The following is a 24,712-nucleotide window of genomic DNA, read 5'->3' as shown; positions in this document are numbered from 1 at the left end:
ATGATTGCGTTAATTCAGCGGGTATTGAATGCCAGCGTTACGATCGATGGCGAAATCTGTGGCCAGATAGGACCGGGGTTACTGGTTTTACTGGGCGTTGAACAGGGCGATGACGAACAAAAAGCCAAACGCCTTTGTGAACGGGTGATCGGGTACCGAATCTTCGGTGACGAAAATGACAAGATGAATCTGAACGTGCAGCAGGCCGGTGGCAGCCTGCTGGTGGTGTCGCAGTTCACGCTGGCGGCGGACACACAAAAAGGCATGCGTCCTGGGTTCTCGCGCGGGGCTGAGCCACAGGAAGCGGATCGGTTATATCAGTATTTTTGCGGGCAGTGCCGGGAAAAGGGCATTGCTACCGAAACCGGACGCTTTGCAGCGGATATGAAAGTGGCACTGGTGAACGACGGGCCGGTGACCTTCTGGCTACAAGTCTGATCCATAAGGCATAACGCCGGAGAGAAAGCATCTATGTATCATCTGAGAGTACCGACGACCGAAAAAGAACTGGCTGCCTATTACCGATTCCGTTGGGAAATGCTGCGTAAACCGTTGCATCAGCCGGAGGGTTCAGAGCGTGATGCCTACGATTCCATCGCACATCACCAGATGGTGGTTGATGAGGAGGGCGAACCGGTAGCGGTTGGCCGTTTATATATCAATGCCGATAATGAAGCCTCTATCCGCTTTCTGGCGGTTGATCCAAATGTACAAGACAAAGGGCTGGGAACGCTGGTCGCGATGACCCTGGAGTCTGTGGCGCGTCAGGAAGGGGTGAAACGAGTGGTCTGTAGCGCCCGCGAAGATGCCGTGGATTTCTTTGCCAAACTGGGCTTTGTGAATCAGGGCGAAATCACTACGCCGCAAACAACCCCGGTTCGCCACTTCCTGATGATAAAACCCATCGAAACGCTGGATGATATTCTGCATCGCCCTGACTGGTGCGGTCAGCTTCAGCAGGCCTGGTATGACCACATCCCGCTCAGCGAAAAAATGGGCGTACGTATCAGTCAGTACACCGGCCAGCGATTTGTCACCACGATGCCGGAAACGGGCAACCAGAATCCGCACCATACATTGTTCGCTGGCAGTTTGTTTTCGCTGGCAACGCTGACCGGCTGGGGGCTGATCTGGCTGCTGCTGCGTGAGCGCCATCTGGGCGGCACCATTGTGCTGGCGGATGCGCATATCCGTTACAGCATGCCGGTGACCGGCAGGCCGCGTGCCGTTGCCGACCTGGGCTCTGTCCGCGGTGATCTCGACCGTCTGGCTCGCGGGCGGAAAGCACGCGTGCAACTTGAAGTGAATTTATACGGCGATGAGACAGACGGCGCGGTGTTTGAAGGCACCTATCTGGTATTGCCCGCCGCGCCCGGCGCACCGCTGGAGCCTGAAATTAACTGATTGGTTTCTACCCAAAATAAAAGGCACCGCCATTGCGGTGCCTTTTGCATTTTTGGTGATGCCTGGATTAAGGAGTAGCAGATGCTGGCGTACCGGAAACCAACCCGTTTACCATTCTCTGGTCAATTGCCTGGCTGCCGTTTATCTGCAATGTCCCGCTGAGCGTGGGTTTGTAATCCACGTTTGCCGGCATCTGTCCTTGCAGATTCAGCTGCATATTAGCGTTACCTTCCAGCGCCACATGTGGCCATCCCCAGTTTTCCAGCTGATTCGCCGGTACTGAGCGGGCGGTCATCTTCACAGAGAAATGACGCTGCGGCTGCTGATCAACCGTCGCACTGGCTTCCAGCAATCCTTCTTTGGTAAAGGCGCTCAGCTCAGAAATATTCACCTGACGGTCGTTCGCCTCCAGGGTGATGGAAGGACGGCGCACATCATTGCGGTTAAATGTGGCTTCACTTGCATTCAGATTCAGCTTACCGCTCCAGATCCCCCACTGATGATTACGCGCCAGCAACAGGTTATTGCCGAGGCCATCAAGTGCAGTCAGCTGGAAGGGGAACTGCGGATTGATATCAATAATCAGGTTCCGGTTAGCAATGAACCGGCTGATAAAGACTTCAGACAGCGAATCCGGCAGTGCCTGATTCCAGAGTTGTTTCCAGTTTTCCGGCAAGGTGTATTCCAGCCCCGCAACAGACACTTCATCAAGCTGAAGGCGTTTGTTGGCGCGCAGCCAGTTGCCGGTCGTGCGCAATAAACTGCGCTCCCAGCGCGCCGTAGCTTGTTTGATCGCAATGCCCTGCGGCGAAAGGTCGAGGCTGATGATCGGATCCTGAATATGCAGGTTTCCATCAATCATATCCGTCGCATTCAGGGTGATTTCGCCGTCATCACTTTGCCAGTCGCCTTTTTCGAGCGTCAGATCCTGCACGGACAAATCAACGTCGCTGAATGCCCAGTCTGTTCCCTGCAAACGCGCGTCGATCAGATCAAGTCGCTGAATAGTCACTTTTGGCAGGGTCTGGAAGTCGTCGAAGAAAGCAGAAAGCGGTTTGGAGGTTTGCAGACGCACATTGCTCAGCCGCAGGTTTTCTATGTTCCAGCTGCCATCGGCGGCCTGCGTCGCTTTACCCGTTAACTGACCGCGAGCCAGATCGCCGCCAAAATTACTCAGCGTCAGATTCTTATTATTGATGTTGCCCTGAATCAGCACATTTTCGGCCGGCAGTCCGTTGACCGTCAGGCTGGCGGCGCTCAGCTGGAAGTCAGCTTTATCGCCTAAAAGCTGATTGGGTTTTGGCTGCCACGGCGAAATACCGGCGTTAATCTGCTGACCCTGAATGTCTAAGCCAGCGGTATTGCCGGTGAGCGCCATTTTACTCAGTTGCAGGGTATTGGCCTGCAATGGCAAATTCATTGACGAAGGACTGACATTGAGGCGTCCGCTGACCAGCACGACGCGATCGAAAAAGCGTGGTTCGGTGATCTGACGCCAGCTTAAATCCAGATCAACTTCACCGGCATTCAGCACTTCCGGCTGATTCTTCTGCCCGAAGATGACATTGGTTAACGCCACCCGACCCGGCGACGACCAGTTATGGTCGAGTTTCTCCACGGAAAGACGGTACTCGCTGTTATTGCTGACCCAGCGGCTGACCCAGCCAGCAGCCCAGCGGGTTTGTAATAGGACGTACACCAGCACGATCGCCAGCACCAGAAGTAAGGCGAACGTCAGCAAAATTTTACCGATAAATCTCATCGTCTGGAGCCCTGTAACGGGAAAATGGAAAAAGATTCTTTGTTTATGCCGCAAACAGCGAATTTTCTCAACAGGTTAGCCAAATGGAGGCAATAAAAAGCGGCAGAGGTTCCAGACCCTCTGCCGCTGTTGCACGCGGATTACATCCTGCGTTTACTTCTCGTGAGGGAAAACCAGATTCAGAACAATCGCAGTAATGCCGCCCGCTGCAATGCCAGAAGAGAGAAGAGTTTTCAGCCAGTCCGGTGCGAATTGCAGGATCAGCGGCTGCTGAGAAACACCCATACCGACGGCGAGAGAAAGCGCCATGATCATAATCGCCCGGCGATTCAGACGCTCGCGGGAAACAATGCGCACACCCGAAGCGGCAATGGTACCGAACATCACGATGGTCGCGCCGCCCAGTACCGGTTCAGGAATATGCTGCACAAATCCCGCAACAGCCGGGAACAGCCCGAGGATGATCAGCATCAGCGCGACCACAAAACCGACATAGCGGCTGGCAACGCCGGTCAGTTGAATGACGCCGTTATTCTGCCCGAAGCAGGAATTCGGGAAGGTGTTAAATACAGCAGAAAGCATCGAGTTCAGGCCATTGGCCAGAACGCCGCCTTTGATGCGCTTCATGTACAGCGGGCCGCTGACCGGTTGCTCAGAAACGTCCGAGGTTGCGGTAATATCACCGATGGTTTCCAGCGATGTCACCATGAAAATCAGCATCAGCGGGATCAGCAAATTCCAGTCAAAACCCAGTCCGTAATACAGCGGCGTTGGTAATGTTATCCAGTTGCTTTGCACGGCTGGCGCAACGGTTGGCAACATGCCCGTCATCCAGGCCACCAGATAACCCACGGCCATGGCGATAACCAGAGAGGCGACACGCAGGTAAGGGTTGCGCTGACGGTTCAGCAGAACAATCACTACCAGCACGACGGCAGCCAGCAGCAGATTTTTCGGTGCCCCGAATGTGTGATCGCTCATGGCCGCATAACCGCCGCCGATAGACGTCAGTCCGACCTGAATGAGTGAAAGCCCGATAATCATCACCACGATGCCGGAAACCAGCGGCGTAATGATGCGGCGTGCGAGATGCAGGAAACGGGAAAGAATGATTTCAGTGCAGGAAGCCAGCATCAGGGTGCCGAACAGCGCCGCCATCATGGTCGGCACATCCGCACCGCCATTTTTCAGCGCCATTCCGCCCATGATCAGCGGCGCAACAAAGTTAAAGCTGGTGCCCTGAATCGAGAGTAAACCCGAGCCGACCGGTCCCCAGGTTTTAATCTGCAAAATAGAAGCCAGGCCGGAGGCGAACAGCGACATGCTGATGATGTGCTGCGTGTCCTGCGCGGGCAAACCCAGCGCCTGGCAAATCAGTAGTGCTGGTGTGATTACCGCAACAAACATCGCCAGCAAATGCTGACAGGCGGCGAATAACGTTTGAGGTAATGGCGGGCGGTCCTCGAGCCGGTAAATCAGTTCACTTTTTTGCTGACGGGAGAGATCGGGTTGCTGTGTTTCTTGTTCTGCGGTTTGCGAACTCATGCTGTGGCATTCCAATAAGCGGCAAAGCGGGCATTTTTATTGAAATTAACGACAAAAGCAATCGTTTGCTAATGGCAATATTCCTCGACTGGTTTTGGATTGGACGGGATTTATGGCCTGTTTTTCTTGCCTGACGCAGCTTGAATGACTTCTAATTCAGCTTCTGGGAAAAAACATGTCAGTGAAGTTTTTATAACTCGATAATTTTATTGGATTTATTTTAAAATGGAGTTCGTCAATGATTCAACTCGACACCTACGGCACCCTGGTTGCCGCCACGTTGGTACTCCTTTTAGGACGGAAATGCGTCCAGTCGGTCAAATTTCTCAAAAAATACACCATTCCTGAACCCGTTGCCGGTGGTTTGCTGGTCGCTTTATTGTTACTGATCGCCAACCAGATATTCGGCTGGGAAGTCGGTTTCGACATGTCTTTAAAAGAGCCACTGATGCTGGCATTTTTTGCCACGATCGGTCTTAACGCCAATCTGGCAAGTCTGCGGGCAGGCGGCAAATCGCTGTTTCTGCTGGTGTTTGTCGTCGTGGGCTTACTGCTTTTGCAAAATGCCATCGGTATCGGAATGGCGAAAATGCTCGGGCTGGATCCGCTGATGGGGTTGCTGGCGGGGTCGATTACCCTTTCAGGTGGCCACGGCACCGGCGCGGCATGGAGCAAGCTGTTTATCGAGCGTTATGGCTTTGAAAATGCGACGGAAGTCGCGATGGCTTGCGCAACTTTTGGTCTGGTGCTCGGCGGTATTATTGGGGGGCCGGTAGCGCGCTATCTGGTCAGCCATTCTTCCACCCCCAACGGAAACCCCGAGGATATGGTCGATCCGAGCGCATTTGAGAAACCGTCGATCGGCAGGATGATCACGCCACTGGTGATGGTTGAAACCATTGCCCTGATCGCGATTTGCCTGATGGCAGGGACATATGCCGCCAGTCTGTTGCAAGGCTCGGCATTTGAAATCCCAACCTTTGTCTGCGTGCTCTTCGTTGGTGTGATCCTGAGTAATATGCTGGCATGGCTCGGTTTTTATCGTGTCTTCGACCGTGCGGTATCCGTGCTGGGTAACGTCAGTTTGTCACTGTTCCTTGCCATGGCATTGATGAGCCTTAAGTTGTGGGAGATGGCGGCACTCGCCTTGCCGATGATGGCAATTCTTATCGTTCAAGCCCTCGCAATGGCACTTTATGCGATTTTCGTGACTTATCGCGTGATGGGGAAAAACTACGATGCGGCGGTGTTGGCGGCAGGACACTGTGGTTTCGGGCTGGGTGCCACCCCGACGGCCATTGCCAATATGCAGGCGATCACCAACCAGTTTGGCCCTTCGCATCTGGCGTTTCTGGTGGTGCCGATGGTGGGCGCATTCTTCATCGATATCGCCAATGCGATTGTGATTAAACTCTATCTGATGCTGCCTGTATTCCCGGCTATCAGCTAAAAAAACAGGCACAGAAACATCGCTTCTGTGCCTGACTATTCCTTCCCGTCGGGTTTATTGTGCCGCGTCCGCCTTCTCAGTGAACACCTGTTCGGCCTCAGCGGCTTTTTCCTGCGTCAGTAACTGCTTCTCGTAGACTTTGAAGAATGGATAATAAATTACCATCGACAGTGCCATCAGCAGGATAACCAGAACCGACACTTTGAAATCCCAGCCCATCGCCCAGGCCGCCCCGATCGGTGCCGGCGATGTCCAGGGGACCAGTGAAATCATATGCGGGAGCAGATCCGTCGATACGGCCAGATAGGCGATAACGGCATTGACCATCGGTGCCAGCAGGAAGGGGATGAAAAATACCGGATTCATGACGATAGGTGTGCCAAAAATCACCGGCTCATTGATATTGAAACAGCTTGGCACCAGACTGAGTTTCCCCATTGTGCGCAGATGCGCTGACTTACTGCGACAAAACAGCAGCACCAGTCCCATTGTCGCGCCGGACCCGCCAATCACGATCAGGAAATTCCAGAATGCCTCGGTCATGATGTGCGTCATGGGTAAACCGGCAGCGAGATCTGTCTGATTCAGCCCGAGATTGGTTAACCAAAAAGCCTGCAACATGCCAGATACAATGGCCGAGCCATGAATGCCGGCGAACCACAACAGGTGGCAAATCAGCACGGCGAGAAGTACGGCAGGCAGCGAGTCTGCGGCAGAAATCAGGGGTTCGAACAGCGCCATAATCGCCTGTGGCAGCAACATATCAAACCCTGACTGGACCAGTAAGCTCAGCGGGAAAAGTGTAATCACCACGGCCACAATCGGGATCAGCAAATCAAACGAATGCTTAATGTTTGAAGGTACCTGTTCGGGTAAACGGATACCGATATTGTATTTTTTCAATAACCGCGTCAGTTCGGTGACATAAATCGCCACCAGAATAGCCGTAAAGATCCCCACGCCGCCCAGCGCCGCCGTCGACATCTTTTCATCAATCTGCGGTGCTGCGACCAGCAGGAAAGACATCAGCGCCAGCATTGCGGTCATGAACGGGTCTAGCTTGTAACTTCTTGCCAGATTGTAGGCAATCGATGCCGAGATGTAGATGGACATAATGCCCATCGTCATATTGAACGGCGTCAGGATCTGCACTTCATATTTTGCCGAGAGCGCCAGCCAGCTTCTGGCGAAGCCCCATGAAGATTCGGGCGAAAATGGCGGGTGAACAAAAACCAGTAAAAACGAACCAACAATCATAAAGGGCATTGCTGAGATGAAGCCATCACGCACTGCCATGACATGTCGCTGTGAGGATAATCGTGCGGCGAAGGGGCTGATTTTCTGTTCTATAAAAGTGAAGAGGGATTGGCTGATACTCATGATGATTTGGCCTTATGTTGAGGACATCAGACAGGGTTGCCTTAATTATCATCAGTGTAGTGACGGGAGGTGAAACCGGTTACCGGCTTTTCCCCACTCTGTGAAGGTTATCAAATAACCAGTGCGGAGAGTGGTTTTGGGGGCGCAATAGGGAAAAGAGAAGAGAATATGTTGGAAACAAAACATCATTTTTAATAATGATTTGATGAAGTGAATGAGCGAAAAGAGAGATCAGGCGTTGGTGTAACGGACTCTTTCTGGCAGCCAGCGCTCAATCAGAGCTTTGGCATGATCAGGGAATTGTTGCTGCAGATAACGCGCAATGCGCTGTACATCCGGGATCATCGCCTGATCACGTAATAAATCAGCGACTTTAAATTCAGCGCTGCCGGTCTGACGCGTGCCCAGTAGTTCACCCGGCCCGCGGATTTCCAAATCCTGCTGTGCGATAACAAAGCCATCGTTGCTGTCGCGTAAAACCTGCAAACGTTTCTGCGCCGTTTTGCTGAGCGGCGTTTTGTAGAGCAGTACACAGTGAGAAGCAACGGCACCACGTCCAACGCGCCCACGTAACTGGTGCAACTGCGCCAGCCCTAAACGCTCCGGGTTTTCGATAATCATCAGGCTGGCATTCGGTACGTCAACGCCGACTTCAATGACAGTCGTTGCCACCAGAAGCTGCACTTCACCCTGTTTGAATGCCTGCATAACGGCCTGCTTTTCCTGGGCTTTCATACGACCGTGAACCAGTCCGATATTCAGCGCCGGAAGTGCTTCTTTCAGGCCTTCCCATGTGGCTTCAGCGGCCTGCGCTTCCAGCATTTCCGATTCTTCAATCAGCGTACACACCCAATAAGCCTGACGATTTTCCTGCTCGCAGGCACTTTTGACACGGCTGATAATGTCACTGCGGCGGGTGTCCGGAATGGCGACGGTAGTCACCGGCGTGCGGCCTGGCGGGAGTTCGTCGATCACAGAGGTATCAAGATCAGCGTAAGCCGTCATTGCCAGTGTGCGTGGGATCGGCGTGGCGGTCATGATCAACTGATGTGGATGGAAGCCCTGTTGCAGACCTTTTTCCCACAACGCCAGACGCTGATGCACACCGAAACGGTGCTGTTCATCGATAATGACCAGCGAAAGTGACGAGAACAAAACCTGTTCCTGGAAGATAGCGTGCGTTCCCACCACCATCGACACCTGTCCGCTGGCGATCGCATCCTGCTGTGCCTGCCGGGCTTTACCCTTTTGTTTGCCCGCCAGCCAGCCGACCTGAATACCCAGTGGCTCAAACCACTGACGGAAATTATTGGCATGCTGTTCGGCCAGCAATTCTGTCGGCGCCATTAATCCGACCTGTTGGCCCTGAGCAATAGCGCAAAGTGCGGCGAGGGCGGCTACCAGCGTTTTACCTGATCCCACGTCGCCCTGCACCAGACGCATCATAGGATAACTTTTTGCCAGGTCCTGTTCAATTTCTGCCACAACCCGTGCTTGCGCACCGGTCGGGCTGAAAGGAAGCGACGCGAGGAACTGATTTTTCAGGCGGTCGTCATGATGCAACGGCAGCGCTTTATAACTCTGTGTACCGGCGCGGACAGCCAGCATACTGAGATTATGTGCCAGAAGTTCTTCCATAATCAGGCGGCGTTGAGCCGGATGATGACCTTTTTCAAGGTCTGCAAGCTGGATATCTGGCGGCGGGCGGTGCAGCAAATGCAGCGCCTGAGGAAGCGGGATCAGCGAACGACTCAGTTCCTCTGGCAACAGTTCGGCGACAGGTACGGTGTCGAGCAGTTCAAGTGCCTGATCCGTCAGTTTACGCAAGGTCGCCTGGCGGATACCTTCCGTTGTCGGATAAACCGGCGTCAGTGATTCCTGCAGAACGACTTCGCTGTTTTCACCCTGAATGCGGTATTCCGGATGGATGATTTCAGCACCGATCGTGCCGCGTTTGATTTCACCATAAGCGGTAACACGGCGACCTGTTGCCAGGCTGTTTTTCATCGCGGCGTTAAAGTTGAAGAAGCGCAACGTCGCCATGCCAGTGCCGTCACTTATCTGACAGGTCAGCATTCTGCGGCGGCCAAAACTGATATCACTACGCAACACTTCGCCTTCTATGGTGGCGAAAATGCCGGGCTGTAAATCATTGATGGTGTAAAGGCGGGTACGATCTTCATAGCGTAAAGGAAGATGAAGCAGTAAATCTTGAATAGTTTCAAGGCCGAGTTTGGCGAGCTTGTCTGCCTGACTGGCTCCGACGCCGGAAAGCGACGTCAGCGGGATGGCGTCGAGCAGGCGGCCTTTCATCTTTTTTTGACCGTCATTTGCATCGCCGACCACCATTCATCATCGGCAATGATTTGCCCGTGATCGTCAATGAAAGGGCGGGGAAGCTTCTTTCGCTTCGCCACATTGGACAGAACGGGATAGCCGCCTTCAAACAGCAGTCGCTGCTGTTCCTTCTCGCTCAGCAGACTGCTGTCGCGGCGATACATACCGGCGTTTTCGCGCTGGCGCTGTGCTTCGTACAGGATAAGCGCCGAGGCAACGGAGACGTTCAGAGATTGCACCATACCGATCATCGGAATGATGATATCGCTGTCAGCCAGCGCTAACGCTTCAGGTGTGATACCGGTTTTCTCCTGACCCAGCAATATGCAGGTCGGGCGGGTGTAATCAATCGCGCGGAAGTCGACGGCTTTCTCTGACAAGTTGGTTGCCAGGATTTGCATGCCCTTCGCCTTCATTTTGGCGACGGCATCCTGAATGGTTTTGTGTGTTTTGACCTGAACCCAGCTGTTGCTGCCTGCCGCCGAAGAGACCAGTGTCTTCATTCGGGTCGTAGGCCAGACAGCGTGGATTTCGTGAACGCCGACGGCGTCTGCCGTACGGATGACGGCAGAAACGTTATGTGGTTTATGCACCTGTTCCATACAGACCGTCAGGTCTGGCTGTCGGGCCGCAAGCATTTCGCGGATGCGGGCATAACGTTCTGGGGTCATAACAATCAGTTTCGGTTGCGGGTAACTTTGATGACGTCCGGCATGATACGGATTTTACGCATAATATTCGCCAGATGAACGCGATCGCGGGTCGTCAGGCGGATAAAGGCGCTGTAGACGCGACCGTCTTTTTCTTCGGTGCTCAGATTCTGAATGTTCGACTGCGCGGCATTAATTGCAGCGGTCAGGTTCGCCAGTGCGCCCTGATGGTTGAACATATCAACTTTGATTTCAGCGATAAATTCCTGATCAGTTTCCTGGTGGTTATCCCAGTCAACGGCCATGAATTTCTCAGGTTCTTTCTGATAACCGCGAATATTACGGCAGGATTCATGATGGATCACCAGCCCTTTGCCCGGACTGACGTGGGCAATAATCGGGTCACCCGGAATCGGACGGCAACATTTCGCAAAGGTGATCAGCACGCCATCTGCGCCTTTAATCGGCAGATTACGGGTACCTGACGATGCCATTGAAGACTGGTCACCCATCAGGTTTTTGGCAACCACAACGCTCATGGCATTGCCGAGACCGATTTCCGCCAGCATGTCATCCATCGCGGCGAGCTTCATACGATCCAGCTCGTTTTTGATGTTTTCCGGCGGAATGTCTGACAGTTTTTTACCGGCACCCAGCGCATGATTCAGCAGGCGACGGCCAAGTGAAACCGAATCATCACGTTTCAGGTTCTTCAGCATCTGGCGAATTTTGGCGCGTGCACGTGAGCTGACGACAAAGTTCAGCCAGGCTGCATTCGGGCGGGCGCCCGGTGCGGTAATGATTTCGATAGTTTGTCCGCTGGTCAGCGGCTGCGAGAGCGGATACGGCTGGCGGTCAACGCGCGCGCCAACGCAGGCATGGCCGATATCGGTATGCACAGCATAAGCAAAGTCGACCGGTGTCGCGCCCGCAGGCAATTCGACGATACGACCTTCCGGCGTAAAGACGTAAATCTCGTCCGGGAACAGATCCGATTTCACGCTCTCAATAAATTCAAAGGAGTTGCCTGCACTTTGTTGCAGCTCAAGCAGACTCTGTAACCAACGCTGAGCACGGATCTGTGCGGTGGTACTGGTTTCACTGTTCTCTTTATAAGCCCAGTGAGCCGCAACCCCCATCTCCGCCATCTGATCCATATCTTCCGTACGGATCTGTACTTCAACCGGCACACCATGCGGACCGATTAGTGATGTATGCAAAGATTGATAGCCGTTGGCTTTTGGGATGGCGATGTAATCTTTAACCCGACCCGGACGCGGTTTGTACAGGCTATGTGCCTGTCCTAACACGCGATAACAGGTATCGAGTTCTTTAACGATCACCCGGAAGGCGTAGATATCCATAATAGAATGGAAACGCTGTTCCTTCAGGTGCATTTTGCAATAGATAGAATACAGGTGTTTTTCGCGACCACTGACACGGCACTGAATGCCGGCTTCGGTTAAACGGCCTTCAATCTCAGAGAGGATTTTCTGGATCATCTCTTTACGGTTACCACGCGCAGCTTTCACCACTTCTTTGATGACGCGATAACGGTTTGGATAAAGGGCTTCGAAGCCCAGCTCTTCGAGCTCGGTTTTCAGGTGATGAATACCCAAACGGTGTGCCAGCGGGCTGTAAATTTCCAGCGTTTCACGGGCAATGCGGCGACGTTTGTCCGGGCGTAAAGAGCCCAGCGTGCGCATGTTATGAGTACGGTCAGCGAGTTTGATCAAAATGACGCGGATATCTTGCACCATCGCCATGACCATTTTGCGGAAGTTTTCCGCTTGCGCTTCTTTCTTATCACGGAATTTCAGCTTGTCTAACTTTGAAACGCCTTCAACCAGCTCAGCAACGCTTTTGCCAAACAGTTGTTCCATGTCCTGGTAAGTTGCAGGCGTGTCTTCGATAACGTCGTGTAATAACGCCGCCATCAGAGTCTCATGATCGAGCCTCATTTCAGCCAAAATACATGCCACGGCCACCGGGTGAGTAATATACGGCTCACCGCTGGAACGTGTTTGCCCCTCGTGCGCGTCCCGCGCCACGAGGTAAGCCTGCACGAGGCGCTTAATTTGCTCCTCCGGCAGGTATTTTTGAATCAGTTGATTCAGGCTTTCAAAGATATACAAGTGAGATCCGTTTCGTTAATTAACGACGGCCTTCAGCGATGGCAGTCACTGCCTGAATCTCTGCGGCTTCCTGCTCCTGTTGCTCCTGACGGTCACGAACGTCGAGGATCTGATTGGTGATCAGGCCTTCTTCGATTTCGCGCAGGGCAATTACAGTGACTTTATCGTTTTCTTCAGCGACCAGTGGATCTTTACCACCAGATTGCAGCTGGCGTGCGCGACGAGCAGCCACCAACACCAGGTCAAAACGGTTACCAATTTTTTCAACAGCGTCTTGAACAGTTACGCGTGCCATATATGTGCTACTCCACAGGGTGACGAAAGACTGGGCATAATACTGAAAGTGACTTCAGTCTGCCAATAGTTTGGTGATTAATCCGTCATGACGGAGCCGCTGACGGCTCAGACGCAGACGTTCAGCGCGAATAATGGTTTTTAAATCCGATAAAGCCAGATCAAAATCATCATTCACAATTAAATAGTCGTATTCGGCAAAGTGTGTCATTTCAGCTACGGCTTGTGCCATACGTTTTGCGATAACGGCTTCGCTGTCTTGCCCGCGGCCACGCAGGCGACGGTCTAGCTCATCTTTCGATGGCGGTAAGACAAAAATACTGCGTGCCTGCGGCATTTTTTTCCGAATTTGCTGCGCGCCTTGCCAGTCGATATCCAGAAAAACATCCACACCCGACGCTAAAACCTGCTCAATGGTTTCACGCGAAGTCCCGTAATAATTACCAAAAACTTCTGCGTGTTCTAAAAAGGCATCACGTTCAATCATCTCGCGAAACGCTTCTTTGTCGACAAAGAAGTAATGCTCGCCATCTTTCTCGCCCGGACGTATAGCTCGGGTCGTATGAGAAATAGAAACCTGTGTGTCGTAGAGCGGTTGTGTTTTAAGTAAAGCCTGAATCAGACTTGATTTGCCTGCTCCACTAGGGGCGGAGACAATATATAGCGTGCCTTGAACCATGATGACGTTTCAACTGAATGGGTTGATAGGAAGTATGCGAAGAGTGATCTCTCGCACAGTATACACGCTCGCTGCATTCGGTGCAGCGCCCAGACGTATTTCATCGCAACTTTGCCAGAGAAAATAGCCTTTCCTGACAGATTTACGTGCCGCATTCCAAATTTTTTCTTCGTTGCAGCAACAGATGAAATAACCAGGAAGGTATCTCGCAAGAAGGGTTTATGCCACTGGCAGGAAAAATTACACCGGCGTTTACTGGCCTTCACAAGGAGGTGCCAATGCGCCAGTTTATTTTTCTTATCTGCCTGTTCCCTTTTGCTTTCTCTGCTTACGGTAAGAATATGCCGTCGCCAGACTGCCCTGTCTGGCCATCAGAACGCCTGACACAGGAAACCCACCATCTCACCGCTCAGCTGACCCAGTGGGATGCAGCCTACCATCAGTCTGGCAGCAGCCCGATAGAAGATTCGGTCTATGATCATTTGCGTCAGAAACAACGTCTCTGGCTACAGTGTGCCAGCCAGCCGGTGCCTGAACTAACAGTGCCAGCGAGTGATGATGCTGAATTTACGCATCCGGTGGCTCATACCGGCCTGCATAAAATGAAAGATAAACATGCTGTCGCAAACTGGATGCAGGGGCGAAAGAATCTGTGGGTGCAGCCCAAAATCGATGGCGTGGCGGTGTCGCTGATTTACCGTTATGGGCAGTTGGCCGCACTGGTTAGCCGTGGCGATGGTGAGAAAGGACAAAACTGGACGGTAAAAGCCGCGTCAATTCCGGCGATCCCGCTGCATATCCCGGACATGAGCCCTGAGTTGATATTACAGGGCGAGCTTTATCTGTTGATGACCGGTCATCAACAAAGTGCTGATGGCGGGATGAATGCAAGATCAAAAGTTGCGGGTGCAATGATGCGTGCTTCTGCTTCTGACCTGCTGAAGCAGACGGGTATTTTTATCTGGTCATGGCCGGATGGACCCACGCTTATGGCTGACCACCTGGAGAAGCTGAGCCAGTTCGGTTTTCCGGTTGTGGCTCAGTTCACGCATGCGGTGAGCGCTGTCGAAGATGTGGAAAAATGGCGTGAAGACTGGTTTTACCAGCCTCTGCCTTTTGCGACGGATGGTGTGGTTGTTCGTCAGCAAGAAGAGCCTGCCGGGAAATACTGGCAAAATAAACCTGCAGTCTGGGCGGTTGCCTGGAAATATCCGCCCGCCAGACAGCTCACCGATGTCACGGGTATCACCACCACCACAGGACGAAGCGGGAAAGTGACCGTTATCCTCAACCTGAAGCCCCTGAGGCTGGACGATAAGTTAGTCAGTAAGGTGAGTGTGGGATCGGTTAGCCGGTTCAGACAATGGGATGTTCTTCCTGGCGATCAGGTCGCTGTCGCGCTGGCCGGACAGGGGATCCCGCGCCTTGATGAAGTGACATGGCGGGTAAGTAAGCGTACGGAAATGCCTTTGCCTGAACCAACGCGCTATAACGCACTTTCCTGCTTTACGCCTGAACCGGGCTGCATGCAGCAGTTTCTCTCACGTCTGATCTGGCTTAGCGGGCCGGAAGCGTTAGATATGGCGGGGTTCGGCGGGGCCACATGGCAAAAGTTACTGGATGCTTCCCCGGCGGATTCTCTGATCAGCTGGTTAAGCTTTAACGTGAAAGAGCTGGCTGCGGTTCCGGGTATCGGTGTTAAACAGGCGCAAAAACTGATGGCGCAAATTCATCTTGCACGCGAAAAGAGCTTCCGGCGCTGGCTGTCAGCAATAGGATTTCCTTCTTTTGCCCTGGGATTTGCAGAACGCCAGCAAAGCTGGAACAGGCTGACACAGCTGACGTCTCGCGACTGGGAAATGACTGAGGGGATCGGGAGAAAACGGGCCGCTCAGGTTTTTGATTTTATTCATCATCCGGACGTTGAGATTTTGACCGAAGCTCTGAGGCAGGCGCAATTGCCTGCATTCCGCTAACGGGCTACAGGAAGGACGCATTAGTGGTCCGAATGCGGGTAATTAAACACAGGCAATCCAAGGCGAAAACGCAGCGCAATAAGACGCGCGGTAAAGCCGATCAGTAACGTGATAATAACCACCAGATTGTGGGGCAGTGAGAAATATTGTAGCCCGATGTAAACCCAGGCGGAGGCAAATGACACGCCGGCATAAATTTCTTTCTGAAAGACCAGCGGGATCTGATTACACATCATGTCCCGCAGCACGCCGCCAAAAACACCGGTAATGACCGCACAAACCGAAGCAATGATAGCGCCATGTCCCATATCGAGGGCCACTTGTGTCCCGATAATGGAAAACACCACCAGCCCCACGGCATCAAGCACTAAAAAGAGCTTTCGCAGATGTTGCATTAAAGGAGCCAGCCAGGTGGTCATTAGCGCGGCCACAGCCACAATCACGATGTACTCCGGATGCTTAACCCATCCCAATGGGTAATGCCCTAAAAGCATGTCGCGAACAGAACCGCCGCCAATGGCCGTCGCTGCAGCAATAATAATGACGCCAAAGGAATCCATTTTCCGACGTCCGGCAGCCAGAGCACCGGTCATGGCTTCTGCGGTGATCCCAATAATATAAAGAACGGTGAGTAACATGGATGTGCGCCAGACAAATCAGTCAGTGAGGAAACGGTAGCCGCGTAGAGTAATGAGTTTCCCATTAGCTGGCGACTGAGTTTTTCTTTTACATGGCTTTTAACATTACTTTATCTAATGCTGATTTCCCTCGTGTCAGCCATTACTAAAGGGTAAGAGAAAATGTTGTATTATTTTAGATTAGAAAATTGGTGATTACTCGTTTGTTTTGACGGTGCTTTTCCATTTATCCATGACGCCGTTTTTTATCAGAGGTGAATTTTCTTCGCTTATAGGTTACGATTAATTAAAATCGTCACTCATTGACGCACGGCTTAATTGTTTAATCTGCCCGGAGGAGTGTATGAAGCCCGATATTCCGGTTGCGTTAACACAGCGTGGACCTGCCGAGCACGAACGGCGTGAACAAATTATAGATGCGGCATTCGAGCACTTTCGTCTTTATGGCTATGCCAAAACGTCGGTGGCGGATCTTGCCAAATCGATTGGCGTTTCAAGTGCTTATATTTATAAGTTTTTTGAGTCTAAACAGGCTATTGGCGAAGCCATTTGCTCGCAGCGGGTGGGGCAGATAGATGAAGCGCTCATGGTGATTGCGCAAAGTGACCAAAGTGCGACTCTGCGCCTGAGATCTATTTTTAAAACGCTGCTGACACGTAGTCTGGATCTCTTTTTCCTGGACAGGAAATTACATGATCTGGCCGCGATAGCCTCAGCTCAGCGATGGAAATCCACATTAAATCATCGTGCTATGATATACAGCATTGTTGAGAAAGTGGTTGCCGACGGCCGGGAATCCGGTGAATTTGAGCGTAAAACGCCGCTGGATGAGGTTTGTATGGCGATCACCACGGTGACAACCCCCTTCTCGCATCCGTTATTGCTGGAACAAAAAACACCTGAACAACTGGAAGAACGCGTTCAGGCAATCACCAGCCTGGTGTTGCGTAGCCTCGCAAAGTAGGCACAATAAAATTTTGGGTTACGGGTTTACAAAAACGTAATTCGTCACATACTGTCAGGCTTTATTATCCAGAAACCCGTTTCTGGCCGGTTCATGTAATCGCCTGCAGAAACTTACGTCTTATACAGACAGAGAGGAATGTTTTATGACTCATCGTCGAGTGGTTATTACCGGCATGGGGGCTGTGAGTCCTCTGGGCTGTGATATCGAAACTATCTGGAAGCGTCTGCTGGCCGGCCAGTCTGGTATCCGAGTTTTGCCGGAAGAGATTGTTGAAACGTTGACTGTGAAAATTGGTGGTCAGGTACAAACTAAAGAACAGGACCCTGAGTCAGGATTCGATCCGGATATGTTCGTGGTACCGAAAGACCAGAAAAAAATGGACCGTTTCATTCTGTTTGCGATGGCTGCTGCGGATATGGCTATTGCTGACGCTGACTGGAAAGCAGAAACGCAGGAACAGCAGGAACGTACCGCAACTATCATCGGTTCTGGTATCGGCGGCTTCCCGGCTATTGCCCATGCCGTGCGCACCAATGACAGCCGTGGCGCTAAGCGTTTGTCGCCTTTCACTATACCTTCATTCCTGGTGAATCTGGCGTCAGGCCAGGTTTCAATTAAACATCAGTTCAAAGGCCCGATTGGCGCACCGGTAACGGCTTGCGCGGCAGGTGTTCAGGCGATTGGTGATGCAGTGCGTTTGATTCGCAATGACGAAGCCGATGTTGCGCTTTGTGGCGGCGCAGAAGCGGCGATTGATACCGTGAGCCTGGGCGGTTTTGCTGCAGCGAAGGCCATGTCTACCGGTCATGAAGATCATCCGGAAAAAGCCTCCCGTCCGTTTGACAGCGCGCGTGATGGTTTCATCATGGGCGAAGGCGCAGGCATGCTGGTGATCGAAGAGCTGGAACATGCGAAGGCACGTGGCGCCAAAATTCTGGCTGAGATTGTCGGTTACGGCACCAGCGGTGACGCCTACCACATGACGTCCGGTGCGGAAGATGGCAACGGTGCGGGCCGCGCGATGAAAATCGCCCTACGTCAGGCGGGTATTCAGCCATCAGACGTGCAACATCTGAATGCTCATGCCACGTCTACGCCGGTGGGTGATCTGGGTGAAATCAATGCGATTAAAACCCTGTTTGGCACTGACGGCAAACTGGCTGTTACGTCTACCAAATCTGCGACCGGACACTTGTTGGGCGCGGCTGGCGGGCTGGAGACGATCTTCACCATTCTTGCCGTACGTGACCAAATCGTTCCTCCGACGCTGAATCTGGAAAACAAAGACGAAGCGGCTGCCGGTCTGAACATCGTCGGTAATACTGCGCAGAAACATGACATCACCTATGCCTTATCAAACGGTTTCGGCTTCGGTGGCGTTAATGCCTGTGTATTGTTGAAACGCTGGGAAGACTAATTTCTTTCTTCGCTGACGCATAAAAAAACGCCTCGGGTTTTATGACCGGAGGCGTTTTTATTATGCGGGGGGAGAGGATTTACTCGATGTTCTGAATCTGCTCGCGCATTTGTTCGATCAACACTTTCAGCTCGATGGCTGACGTCGTGACATCAGCATTGATAGATTTAGATGCCAGTGTGTTCGATTCGCGGTTAAATTCCTGCATCATAAAATCAAGACGACGGCCCACGGCTTCTTCTTTCTTCATGATTTTATGTGTTTCTTTGACGTGTGCTTCAAGTCGATCCAGCTCTTCAGCTACATCGACACGCTGCGCCATTAGAACCAGTTCCTGCTCCAGACGGGTATTTTCCAGCTGAACCTGCGCATCTTCCAGTTTGCTGACCAGGCGCTCGCGCTGCCATTGCAGAATATTTGGCATCTGGGCGCGGACTTTTACCACTTCTGCACTCACACCGTCGAGACGCTGTTCGATCATCGTTTTCAGTGCGGCACCTTCGCTTTCGCGTGCGCTGATGAAATCGTCCAGTGCTGTTTCCAGTGCCAGCAGCAACTCGGTGCTGATGGCATCCAGATCCTGTTCTTCAGCCAGCATCACGCCCGGCCAGCGCAGGACTTCCAGCGGATTAATTTCGCCTTCATCACTTTGCATTTTCACCCATTGCGCGGCTTCAACCAGCTGTTTCGCCAGTTTTTCATTGAGCTGCAACGTGCTTTGTGCGCCCGGATCGAGATCAAAACGCAGATTACATTCGACTTTACCGCGGGTAAGCCGGGCGCGAATGCGCTCACGGACAACCGGCTCCAGGCTGCGGAATTGCTCGGGCAGACGGATGTAGGTTTCGAGATAACGTTGGTTTACCGAGCGGAGTTCCCACGCTGCGCTGCCCCAGTCACCCTTAATTTCGCGTCGGGCATAAGCGGTCATACTTCTGATCATGTATGCGTACCTGTTAATGTAAAGATGCAGCGATTATAGCCGTGCCATGCCAGTCATGATAGGTATAACCTCCTGAAGTCCGTATCCCCGTCACCCTTCAGGTTGCCTCTGCGTTGGTGTCGTTTACTCATTCCGGTCGCTTACCTGAGTAAGCTCGCGGAGTTCATTCACTTGCCGCCTTGATGCAACCTGAATGTTTTTGGGTATAATGCGCAGCCAAACATGATTCGTGACCCGGAGAAGTATCCATGCGTCCAGCAGGCCGAAATGCACAACAAGTGCGCCCCGTAACACTGACCCGCCATTACACTAAACACGCTGAAGGTTCCGTGCTGGTGGAGTTTGGTGATACTAAAGTGCTATGTACCGCGACGGTGGAGGAAGGTGTTCCGCGTTTTCTGAAAGGTCAGGGACAAGGTTGGATCACCGCAGAGTACGGCATGTTGCCGCGTTCTACCCATACGCGTAATGCGCGTGAAGCCGCAAAAGGTAAGCAAGGCGGTCGTACTCTGGAAATTCAGCGTCTGATTGCCCGTTCCCTGCGTGCTGCGGTGGATCTGAAAAAGCTGGGTGAATTCACCATTACGCTCGACTGTGATGTGTTGCAGGCGGACGGCGGCACGCGCACTGCGTCCATTTCTGGTGCTTGCGTTGCTCTGGCGGATGCACTGAATGCGCTGGTAGCTGCAGGTAAACTGAAAGCTAATCCGATGAAAGGCATGGTTGCAGCGGTTTCCGTAGGCATCGTGAAAGGCGAAGCGCTGTGTGATCTCGAGTATGTCGAAGACTCAGCGGCAGAAACCGACATGAACGTGGTGATGATGGAAGATGGCCGCATGATTGAGGTTCAGGGCACCGCAGAAGGTGAGCCATTCAGTCACGAAGAGTTACTCGGTTTACTTGCTCTCGCCAGAGGGGGCATCGACACTATCTTCCAGGCGCAGAAAGCGGCGCTGGCGGAATAATTTTTTAAGGCGACTGAGAAGTCGCCTTTTTTATGGCCTGCGGGCTGACAATAAGAAATAAGACGTTATAGAGGAGACCATCAATGAAAGCCTATCAGCGCCAGTTTATTGAGTTCGCACTGAACAAACAGGTTTTGAAATTCGGTGAATTTACCCTGAAGTCCGGGCGCATCAGCCCTTACTTCTTCAATGCTGGTCTATTTAATACTGGCCGTGATCTGGCGTTACTGGGACGTTTTTATGCCGAAGCATTGGTGGATTCCAAAATTGATTTCGATTTAGTGTTTGGCCCGGCTTACAAAGGTATTCCAATCGCGACGACCACTGCGGTTGCACTGGCTGAGCATCATGAGCGCGATGTGCCATACTGCTTTAACCGCAAAGAAGCCAAAGACCATGGTGAAGGCGGCTTGCTGGTCGGCAGCCCTTTGCAGGGGCGTGTCATGCTGGTCGATGATGTGATCACCGCCGGTACCGCCATCCGTGAATCGATGGAAATCATCAACGCGAACAAAGCCACTCTGGCTGGCGTATTGATTTCTCTGGACCGTCAGGAACGTGGACGCGCAGATATCTCCGCTATTCAGGAGGTTGAGTGCGACTATCATTGCAAAGTGATTTCAATTATTACGCTGGCCGACCTGATTGAATATCTGGAAGAAAAGGCGGAAATGGCTGACCATCTGGCTGCTGTGCGGGCTTACCGGCAGGAGTATGGTGTTTAATATCGGGTAAAACCTCAAAGGCAGGGATGTCATGACACAAACTGAAGCCGGCAGCAAAGAATGGATGCCTTCGCGGGCGGCAGAGTTTCTCTGTCGCCAGACTGAGCGTCTGGTCAAAAGCGGTAGCCTGACGCCGGCCGCATGTCAGCGTATTTATGACTTTTGTGGCGTCCGGCCGGGTTATCCCGAATGGCGGAAATTTCTGGTTCCCTTACTCTCCCTGCTTGGTCTGTTATCACTGGTGGCCGGTGCCGTATTCTTTGTCGCCTGGAACTGGGCTGATATGCCAAAGATGGCAAAATTTGCGCTGGCCGAGTTACTGATCGTTGCGCTTGCCGTCGTCGTCTGGTGGCGCTGGTATGACGGGCTTGCACGCAGTGCCTTGCTGGCTGCGGGTCTCGGCTTTGGTGCGCTGTTTGCCCTTTATGGCCAGATTTATCAGACGGGGGCCGACAGCTGGGAGCTGTTCAGGGCCTGGCTGTTTGTTTTCCTGCCTTTAGCCTTAATCGCCCGACAGAACAGTCTGTGGTTCTGCTCCTGGTTACTTGCCAATCTAACGTTTCAGCTCTATTACGCCACGGTGTCTATGTCCCTGATGGACAGCGCCGTATTCGACGGTCTCGACTATTTCCCCACAACTGCGCTCTACAGCTATCTGATTGCGCAGACGTTGTGCCTGATCATTCGCGAAGTTCTGGCCATACGGGTCATTAAGCACAATCCCCACGCCTGGCTTGCCAGCCGCTGGTTTTCCCGTGTGATGGCTGGCTTCCTGCTATTAGTGCTGACTTGCATTGTTGCCGAAAATATATCCGGTTGGGGATACGATACCCCTCACCCCTTCGTCACCGCTTTATGGCTGGCAGTCTTAGTGGTGAGTTACTTCTTTTATCGTTATCGCTATCCTGATCTCTGCATGCTGACTCTGGGAACCGCCAGCGCAGCGGCAGTGGGATGTGTGCTGATCGTGCAGATGTTCGACAGTTCTTACGATGTGGGTGGCTTGTTTATGCTGGGCTGTCTGATGGCTTTATGGCTGGCGGGATGTGGCGCCCTGATGCTCTACTGGCGGCGTAAACTCTATGAGAGCCAGCCGGTCGAGGTTTCTTCCACGGAAATGGCAGTGCTGACGGAACAACTACGCCGAAATGATTTGCTTAGTCAGGCGCAAATTGAAGAGATTCAGCAATACGATCACTCCTCTCATCTCCCCTGGTACCTGCGACTGACACTGGGTATCGGTGGCTGGGTTGCCGCGATGATTATTTTATTTCTGCTGATTCTGGTGCTGTATGTTGTCGACCTGCTCAATGACCCCAATGCAGCCACGGTGATTATCCCTTCTCTGCTCCTTGCAATTGTTGCGGGTGGGCTTTTGCGTATGCAGGGCGTGAGTAAGCACCATATCGGGCTGGCGTGGGCGATAGCCGCAACCTGTGGTCTTTGTTTTGGTTTCTATCTTCTCTTTGAACCTGACTGGGAAATGTCTTTCCTGGTGGGCTCGCTCTGTTCATTACCGGTGCTTGCGTTGATGGCGCTGGCAATGCGCGATCGTACTTTCCGCTTTATGGCGATAACGGCGCTGACATTTTTGCTGATCCTTTCCGGCAATTTGCTTACAGGGATGTATTTACCGCCGGTCACCCGTTTTTGGGCGGTTTCCGCGCTGGTTGCTGTCATTGTGATTTTCTGGCTGTGGATTATCAGAGAACAAATTAACTTAAAAGCCACATCATGGGCTGAGGCTGTTTTTCCTCTCCTCTGGGGTATTCCTTCCGGCCTGATATTGCAGTGTTTTTCCGCCATTAACACCTCGCTTCTCTTCGATGTTTTCTGGCGGCCAGCGGAGTATTTTCCTCTTTCGGGAGGAACTGGCGCAGGCATTGCCGCAGGTTTAGTACTGGTGTGTTTGTATCAGACTGTGGTGAAAAAGACGCCATCAGCAATGCTGTATCTGGTGGCGGCGGTTGTGTGTGGCGCCGCAGCCTTTTATGCGCCGGGAATTGGCCTGGGGCTGTGGCTATTACTGATGGCGCGTTATCAGGGAAATCAGGGGATTTTAGCCGCGAGCGGCTGTTTCCTCGCGCTGTATGTTATCGACTGGTATTACTTCCTCGGCGTCAGCTTATTACAGAAATCCCTTCTGATGTTTGTCACAGGCGTGGTGTTGCTGGCGCTGGCCTTTGCAGCCAAAAAACTGATCCCCGTGTGTAAGGAGGAAGCTTATGCAAACCCGTAATCTGAGGAAATGGCTGTCAGGAGTAGTGATACTGCTGGCACTGATCGCAGTGAATGCGGGTATCTGGCAAAAAGAGCAGGTGCTTAAACAGGGCGCGGTAATGATATTGCAGCTTGCGCCGGTTGATCCGCGTTCTTTGATGCAGGGGGATTACATGGCTCTCAATTATGCCATCACGCGATCTTTGCAAGAGGAGTTATACCAGCAACGTCAGGGTTGTAATTCTCTTCCACAGACGCCTTGTTTTCCTGTTAGTGGCAAAATTATTGTGGCAGTTAATGAACACCGGCAGGTCACTCAGGCGCGGTTTGATAGCGGTGACCCGCTGAAGCCCGATGAATTACGGGTTAACTATCATATGAATGCCGGAACACTGATGGTGGGAACTAATGCGTATTTTTTCCAGGAAGGACAAGGTGAACGTTTCGCCCGTGCACGTTATGGTGCATTTCGGGTAGGTGATGACGGCACAGCGTTATTGACCGCGATGCTGGATGAAAATGGGAAAATGATTCAGCCATAATATGAAAAAAGGGCCTTTCGGCCCTTTTTAGATTTGACGTTTGTCCCTGCGCGTTTATTGCAGCTGAGCAGAGATAAGTGGCCAGCGGGTATCGAAGTCCTGAGTCGGTTTGTACTTGAATTCAGAGCGTACAAAACGTGACAGCATCCCTTCGCAAAATGCCAGTAACTGGCTGGCGAGTAGAGTTTCATCGCTGATGAATCCGCTGCCTTCACGCATTTTCTTTTCCCGCAGTACCTGACGCAGTTGCGCTTCAATCCGCTCGAAAAGTTGGTTGATGCGGCCCTGCAAACGGTCCTGTTCAAACATCAGGGCATGGCCGGTCATAATACGGGTCAATCCCGGATTACGCTCGGCAAACCCTAAAATCAGCAGTAAAATCAGACGTATTCTGTTTAGCGTATCCTTTTCATCCTGCAGGATGAGATTGATACGGGTGATCAGACTGTCTTCGATAAACTCAATTAAGCTGTCAAACATCCGCGTTTTACTGGGAAAATGACGATAAAGAGCTGCTTCTGAAACACCCACGCTGGCGGCGAGCTTTGCAGTCGTGATCCGCTGGCTGCCGTCGCTGGACTGAAGCATTTGCGCTAATGCCTGCAAAATCTCTTCGCGCCTGTTCCTTTTTGTCGTTTCTTTCTCTGCCATGTCTGAATAGACCCTTGCTAAAAAACGGCTAA

At 52.3% G+C, this 24,712-nt stretch carries 21 protein-coding genes; 10 read left to right on the top strand and 11 right to left on the bottom strand.

Features of this window, described 5'->3' with window-relative positions:
• Positions 1 to 438, top strand: a complete 438-nt coding sequence (gene dtd / locus AACU55_RS04810) for a D-aminoacyl-tRNA deacylase (RefSeq protein WP_015699247.1) — start codon at positions 1 to 3, stop codon at positions 436 to 438.
• A gap of 33 nt (positions 439 to 471) precedes the next feature.
• Entirely contained in the window at positions 472 to 1,404 is a 933-nt protein-coding gene (gene fabY / locus AACU55_RS04805; RefSeq protein ID WP_013577647.1) for a fatty acid biosynthesis protein FabY, read from the top strand.
• Between the two features lie 67 nt (positions 1,405 to 1,471).
• Here fabY and AACU55_RS04800 read toward each other — a convergent pair whose 3' ends face one another.
• Entirely contained in the window at positions 1,472 to 3,166 is a 1,695-nt protein-coding gene (locus AACU55_RS04800; RefSeq protein WP_037035569.1) for an AsmA family protein, read from the bottom strand.
• 153 nt (positions 3,167 to 3,319) lie between these two features.
• On the bottom strand, positions 3,320 to 4,711 hold the full coding sequence (locus tag AACU55_RS04795) for a nucleobase:cation symporter-2 family protein (RefSeq protein WP_112152584.1): 1,392 nt from the start codon (positions 4,709 to 4,711) through the stop codon (positions 3,320 to 3,322).
• A 238-nt stretch (positions 4,712 to 4,949) separates the two neighbouring features.
• Between AACU55_RS04795 and gltS the strand changes: the two genes are divergently transcribed.
• The gene (gene gltS / locus AACU55_RS04790) at positions 4,950 to 6,161 is read left to right on the top strand and encodes a sodium/glutamate symporter (protein ID WP_013577644.1); all 1,212 of its coding nucleotides are present in this window, start codon (positions 4,950 to 4,952) and stop codon (positions 6,159 to 6,161) included.
• A gap of 54 nt (positions 6,162 to 6,215) precedes the next feature.
• Here gltS and AACU55_RS04785 read toward each other — a convergent pair whose 3' ends face one another.
• The 6 genes from AACU55_RS04785 to gmk all read right to left on the bottom strand — a co-directional run bounded on the left by AACU55_RS04785 (position 6,216) and on the right by gmk (position 13,636).
• Positions 6,216 to 7,541, bottom strand: a complete 1,326-nt coding sequence (locus tag AACU55_RS04785) for a PTS sugar transporter subunit IIC (RefSeq protein WP_037035566.1) — start codon at positions 7,539 to 7,541, stop codon at positions 6,216 to 6,218.
• Positions 7,542 to 7,772: 231 nt separating this feature from the next.
• Positions 7,773 to 9,854 (bottom strand): ATP-dependent DNA helicase RecG, encoded by a 2,082-nt coding sequence (gene recG, locus AACU55_RS04780; RefSeq protein WP_013577642.1) that lies wholly within the window; start codon positions 9,852 to 9,854, stop codon positions 7,773 to 7,775.
• A complete protein-coding gene (trmH, locus tag AACU55_RS04775; protein WP_013577641.1) occupies positions 9,851 to 10,549 on the bottom strand; it encodes a tRNA (guanosine(18)-2'-O)-methyltransferase TrmH in 699 nt (232 codons plus the stop codon). Before trmH ends, recG begins: the two co-directional genes overlap by 4 nt.
• Positions 10,550 to 10,554: 5 nt before the next feature.
• Complete coding sequence (gene spoT, locus AACU55_RS04770) at positions 10,555 to 12,663, bottom strand: bifunctional GTP diphosphokinase/guanosine-3',5'-bis pyrophosphate 3'-pyrophosphohydrolase (RefSeq protein WP_134706764.1); 2,109 nt, start codon at positions 12,661 to 12,663, stop codon at positions 10,555 to 10,557.
• Positions 12,664 to 12,682: 19 nt separating this feature from the next.
• Positions 12,683 to 12,958, bottom strand: coding sequence for a DNA-directed RNA polymerase subunit omega (gene rpoZ / locus AACU55_RS04765; RefSeq protein WP_013577639.1), 276 nt, complete (start codon positions 12,956 to 12,958; stop codon positions 12,683 to 12,685).
• 54 nt (positions 12,959 to 13,012) lie between these two features.
• On the bottom strand, positions 13,013 to 13,636 hold the full coding sequence (gene gmk, locus AACU55_RS04760; RefSeq protein ID WP_013577638.1) for a guanylate kinase: 624 nt from the start codon (positions 13,634 to 13,636) through the stop codon (positions 13,013 to 13,015).
• A 278-nt stretch (positions 13,637 to 13,914) separates the two neighbouring features.
• On the opposite strand from gmk, the gene ligB reads away from it, so the two are divergent.
• The gene (gene ligB / locus AACU55_RS04755) at positions 13,915 to 15,612 is read left to right on the top strand and encodes an NAD-dependent DNA ligase LigB (RefSeq protein ID WP_134706763.1); all 1,698 of its coding nucleotides are present in this window, start codon (positions 13,915 to 13,917) and stop codon (positions 15,610 to 15,612) included.
• 20 nt (positions 15,613 to 15,632) lie between these two features.
• On the opposite strand, the gene AACU55_RS04750 is transcribed toward ligB, so the two are convergent.
• A complete protein-coding gene (locus AACU55_RS04750) occupies positions 15,633 to 16,250 on the bottom strand; it encodes a trimeric intracellular cation channel family protein (RefSeq protein ID WP_013577636.1) in 618 nt (205 codons plus the stop codon).
• Between the two features lie 343 nt (positions 16,251 to 16,593).
• Between AACU55_RS04750 and AACU55_RS04745 the strand changes: the two genes are divergently transcribed.
• A complete protein-coding gene (locus tag AACU55_RS04745) occupies positions 16,594 to 17,214 on the top strand; it encodes a TetR/AcrR family transcriptional regulator (protein ID WP_013577635.1) in 621 nt (206 codons plus the stop codon).
• 145 nt (positions 17,215 to 17,359) lie between these two features.
• Positions 17,360 to 18,634, top strand: a complete 1,275-nt coding sequence (fabF, locus tag AACU55_RS04740; protein ID WP_134706762.1) for a beta-ketoacyl-ACP synthase II — start codon at positions 17,360 to 17,362, stop codon at positions 18,632 to 18,634.
• 79 nt (positions 18,635 to 18,713) lie between these two features.
• Here the strand turns inward: fabF and AACU55_RS04735 are convergent, their stop codons facing one another.
• Entirely contained in the window at positions 18,714 to 19,577 is an 864-nt protein-coding gene (locus tag AACU55_RS04735; protein ID WP_013577633.1) for a YicC/YloC family endoribonuclease, read from the bottom strand.
• A gap of 248 nt (positions 19,578 to 19,825) precedes the next feature.
• Here AACU55_RS04735 and rph point away from each other — a divergent pair, with 248 nt between their 5' ends.
• The 4 genes from rph (at position 19,826) to AACU55_RS04715 (ending at position 24,029) form a co-directional block, all read left to right on the top strand.
• Positions 19,826 to 20,542 carry a ribonuclease PH gene (gene rph / locus AACU55_RS04730; protein ID WP_013577632.1) on the top strand — a complete coding sequence of 239 codons (717 nt, stop codon included), beginning with the start codon at positions 19,826 to 19,828 and terminating at the stop codon, positions 20,540 to 20,542.
• A gap of 83 nt (positions 20,543 to 20,625) precedes the next feature.
• On the top strand, positions 20,626 to 21,267 hold the full coding sequence (pyrE, locus tag AACU55_RS04725) for an orotate phosphoribosyltransferase (protein WP_134706761.1): 642 nt from the start codon (positions 20,626 to 20,628) through the stop codon (positions 21,265 to 21,267).
• Positions 21,268 to 21,298: 31 nt separating this feature from the next.
• Positions 21,299 to 23,506 carry a DUF2157 domain-containing protein gene (locus tag AACU55_RS04720; RefSeq protein ID WP_134706760.1) on the top strand — a complete coding sequence of 736 codons (2,208 nt, stop codon included), beginning with the start codon at positions 21,299 to 21,301 and terminating at the stop codon, positions 23,504 to 23,506.
• On the top strand, positions 23,493 to 24,029 hold the full coding sequence (locus tag AACU55_RS04715; RefSeq protein ID WP_013577629.1) for a GDYXXLXY domain-containing protein: 537 nt from the start codon (positions 23,493 to 23,495) through the stop codon (positions 24,027 to 24,029). Before AACU55_RS04720 ends, AACU55_RS04715 begins: the two co-directional genes overlap by 14 nt.
• Before the next feature lie 54 nt (positions 24,030 to 24,083).
• Here AACU55_RS04715 and slmA read toward each other — a convergent pair whose 3' ends face one another.
• Entirely contained in the window at positions 24,084 to 24,680 is a 597-nt protein-coding gene (gene slmA, locus AACU55_RS04710) for a nucleoid occlusion factor SlmA (RefSeq protein ID WP_013577628.1), read from the bottom strand.
• Between the last annotated feature and the right edge of the window lie 32 nt (positions 24,681 to 24,712).

Origin of the sequence: Rahnella sp. CJA17(1/100) (assembly GCF_963881615.1) — a bacterium.
Taxonomy (GTDB): Bacteria; Pseudomonadota; Gammaproteobacteria; order Enterobacterales; family Enterobacteriaceae; genus Rahnella; species Rahnella aceris.
This window is presented reverse-complemented; position numbering and strand designations above follow the sequence as displayed.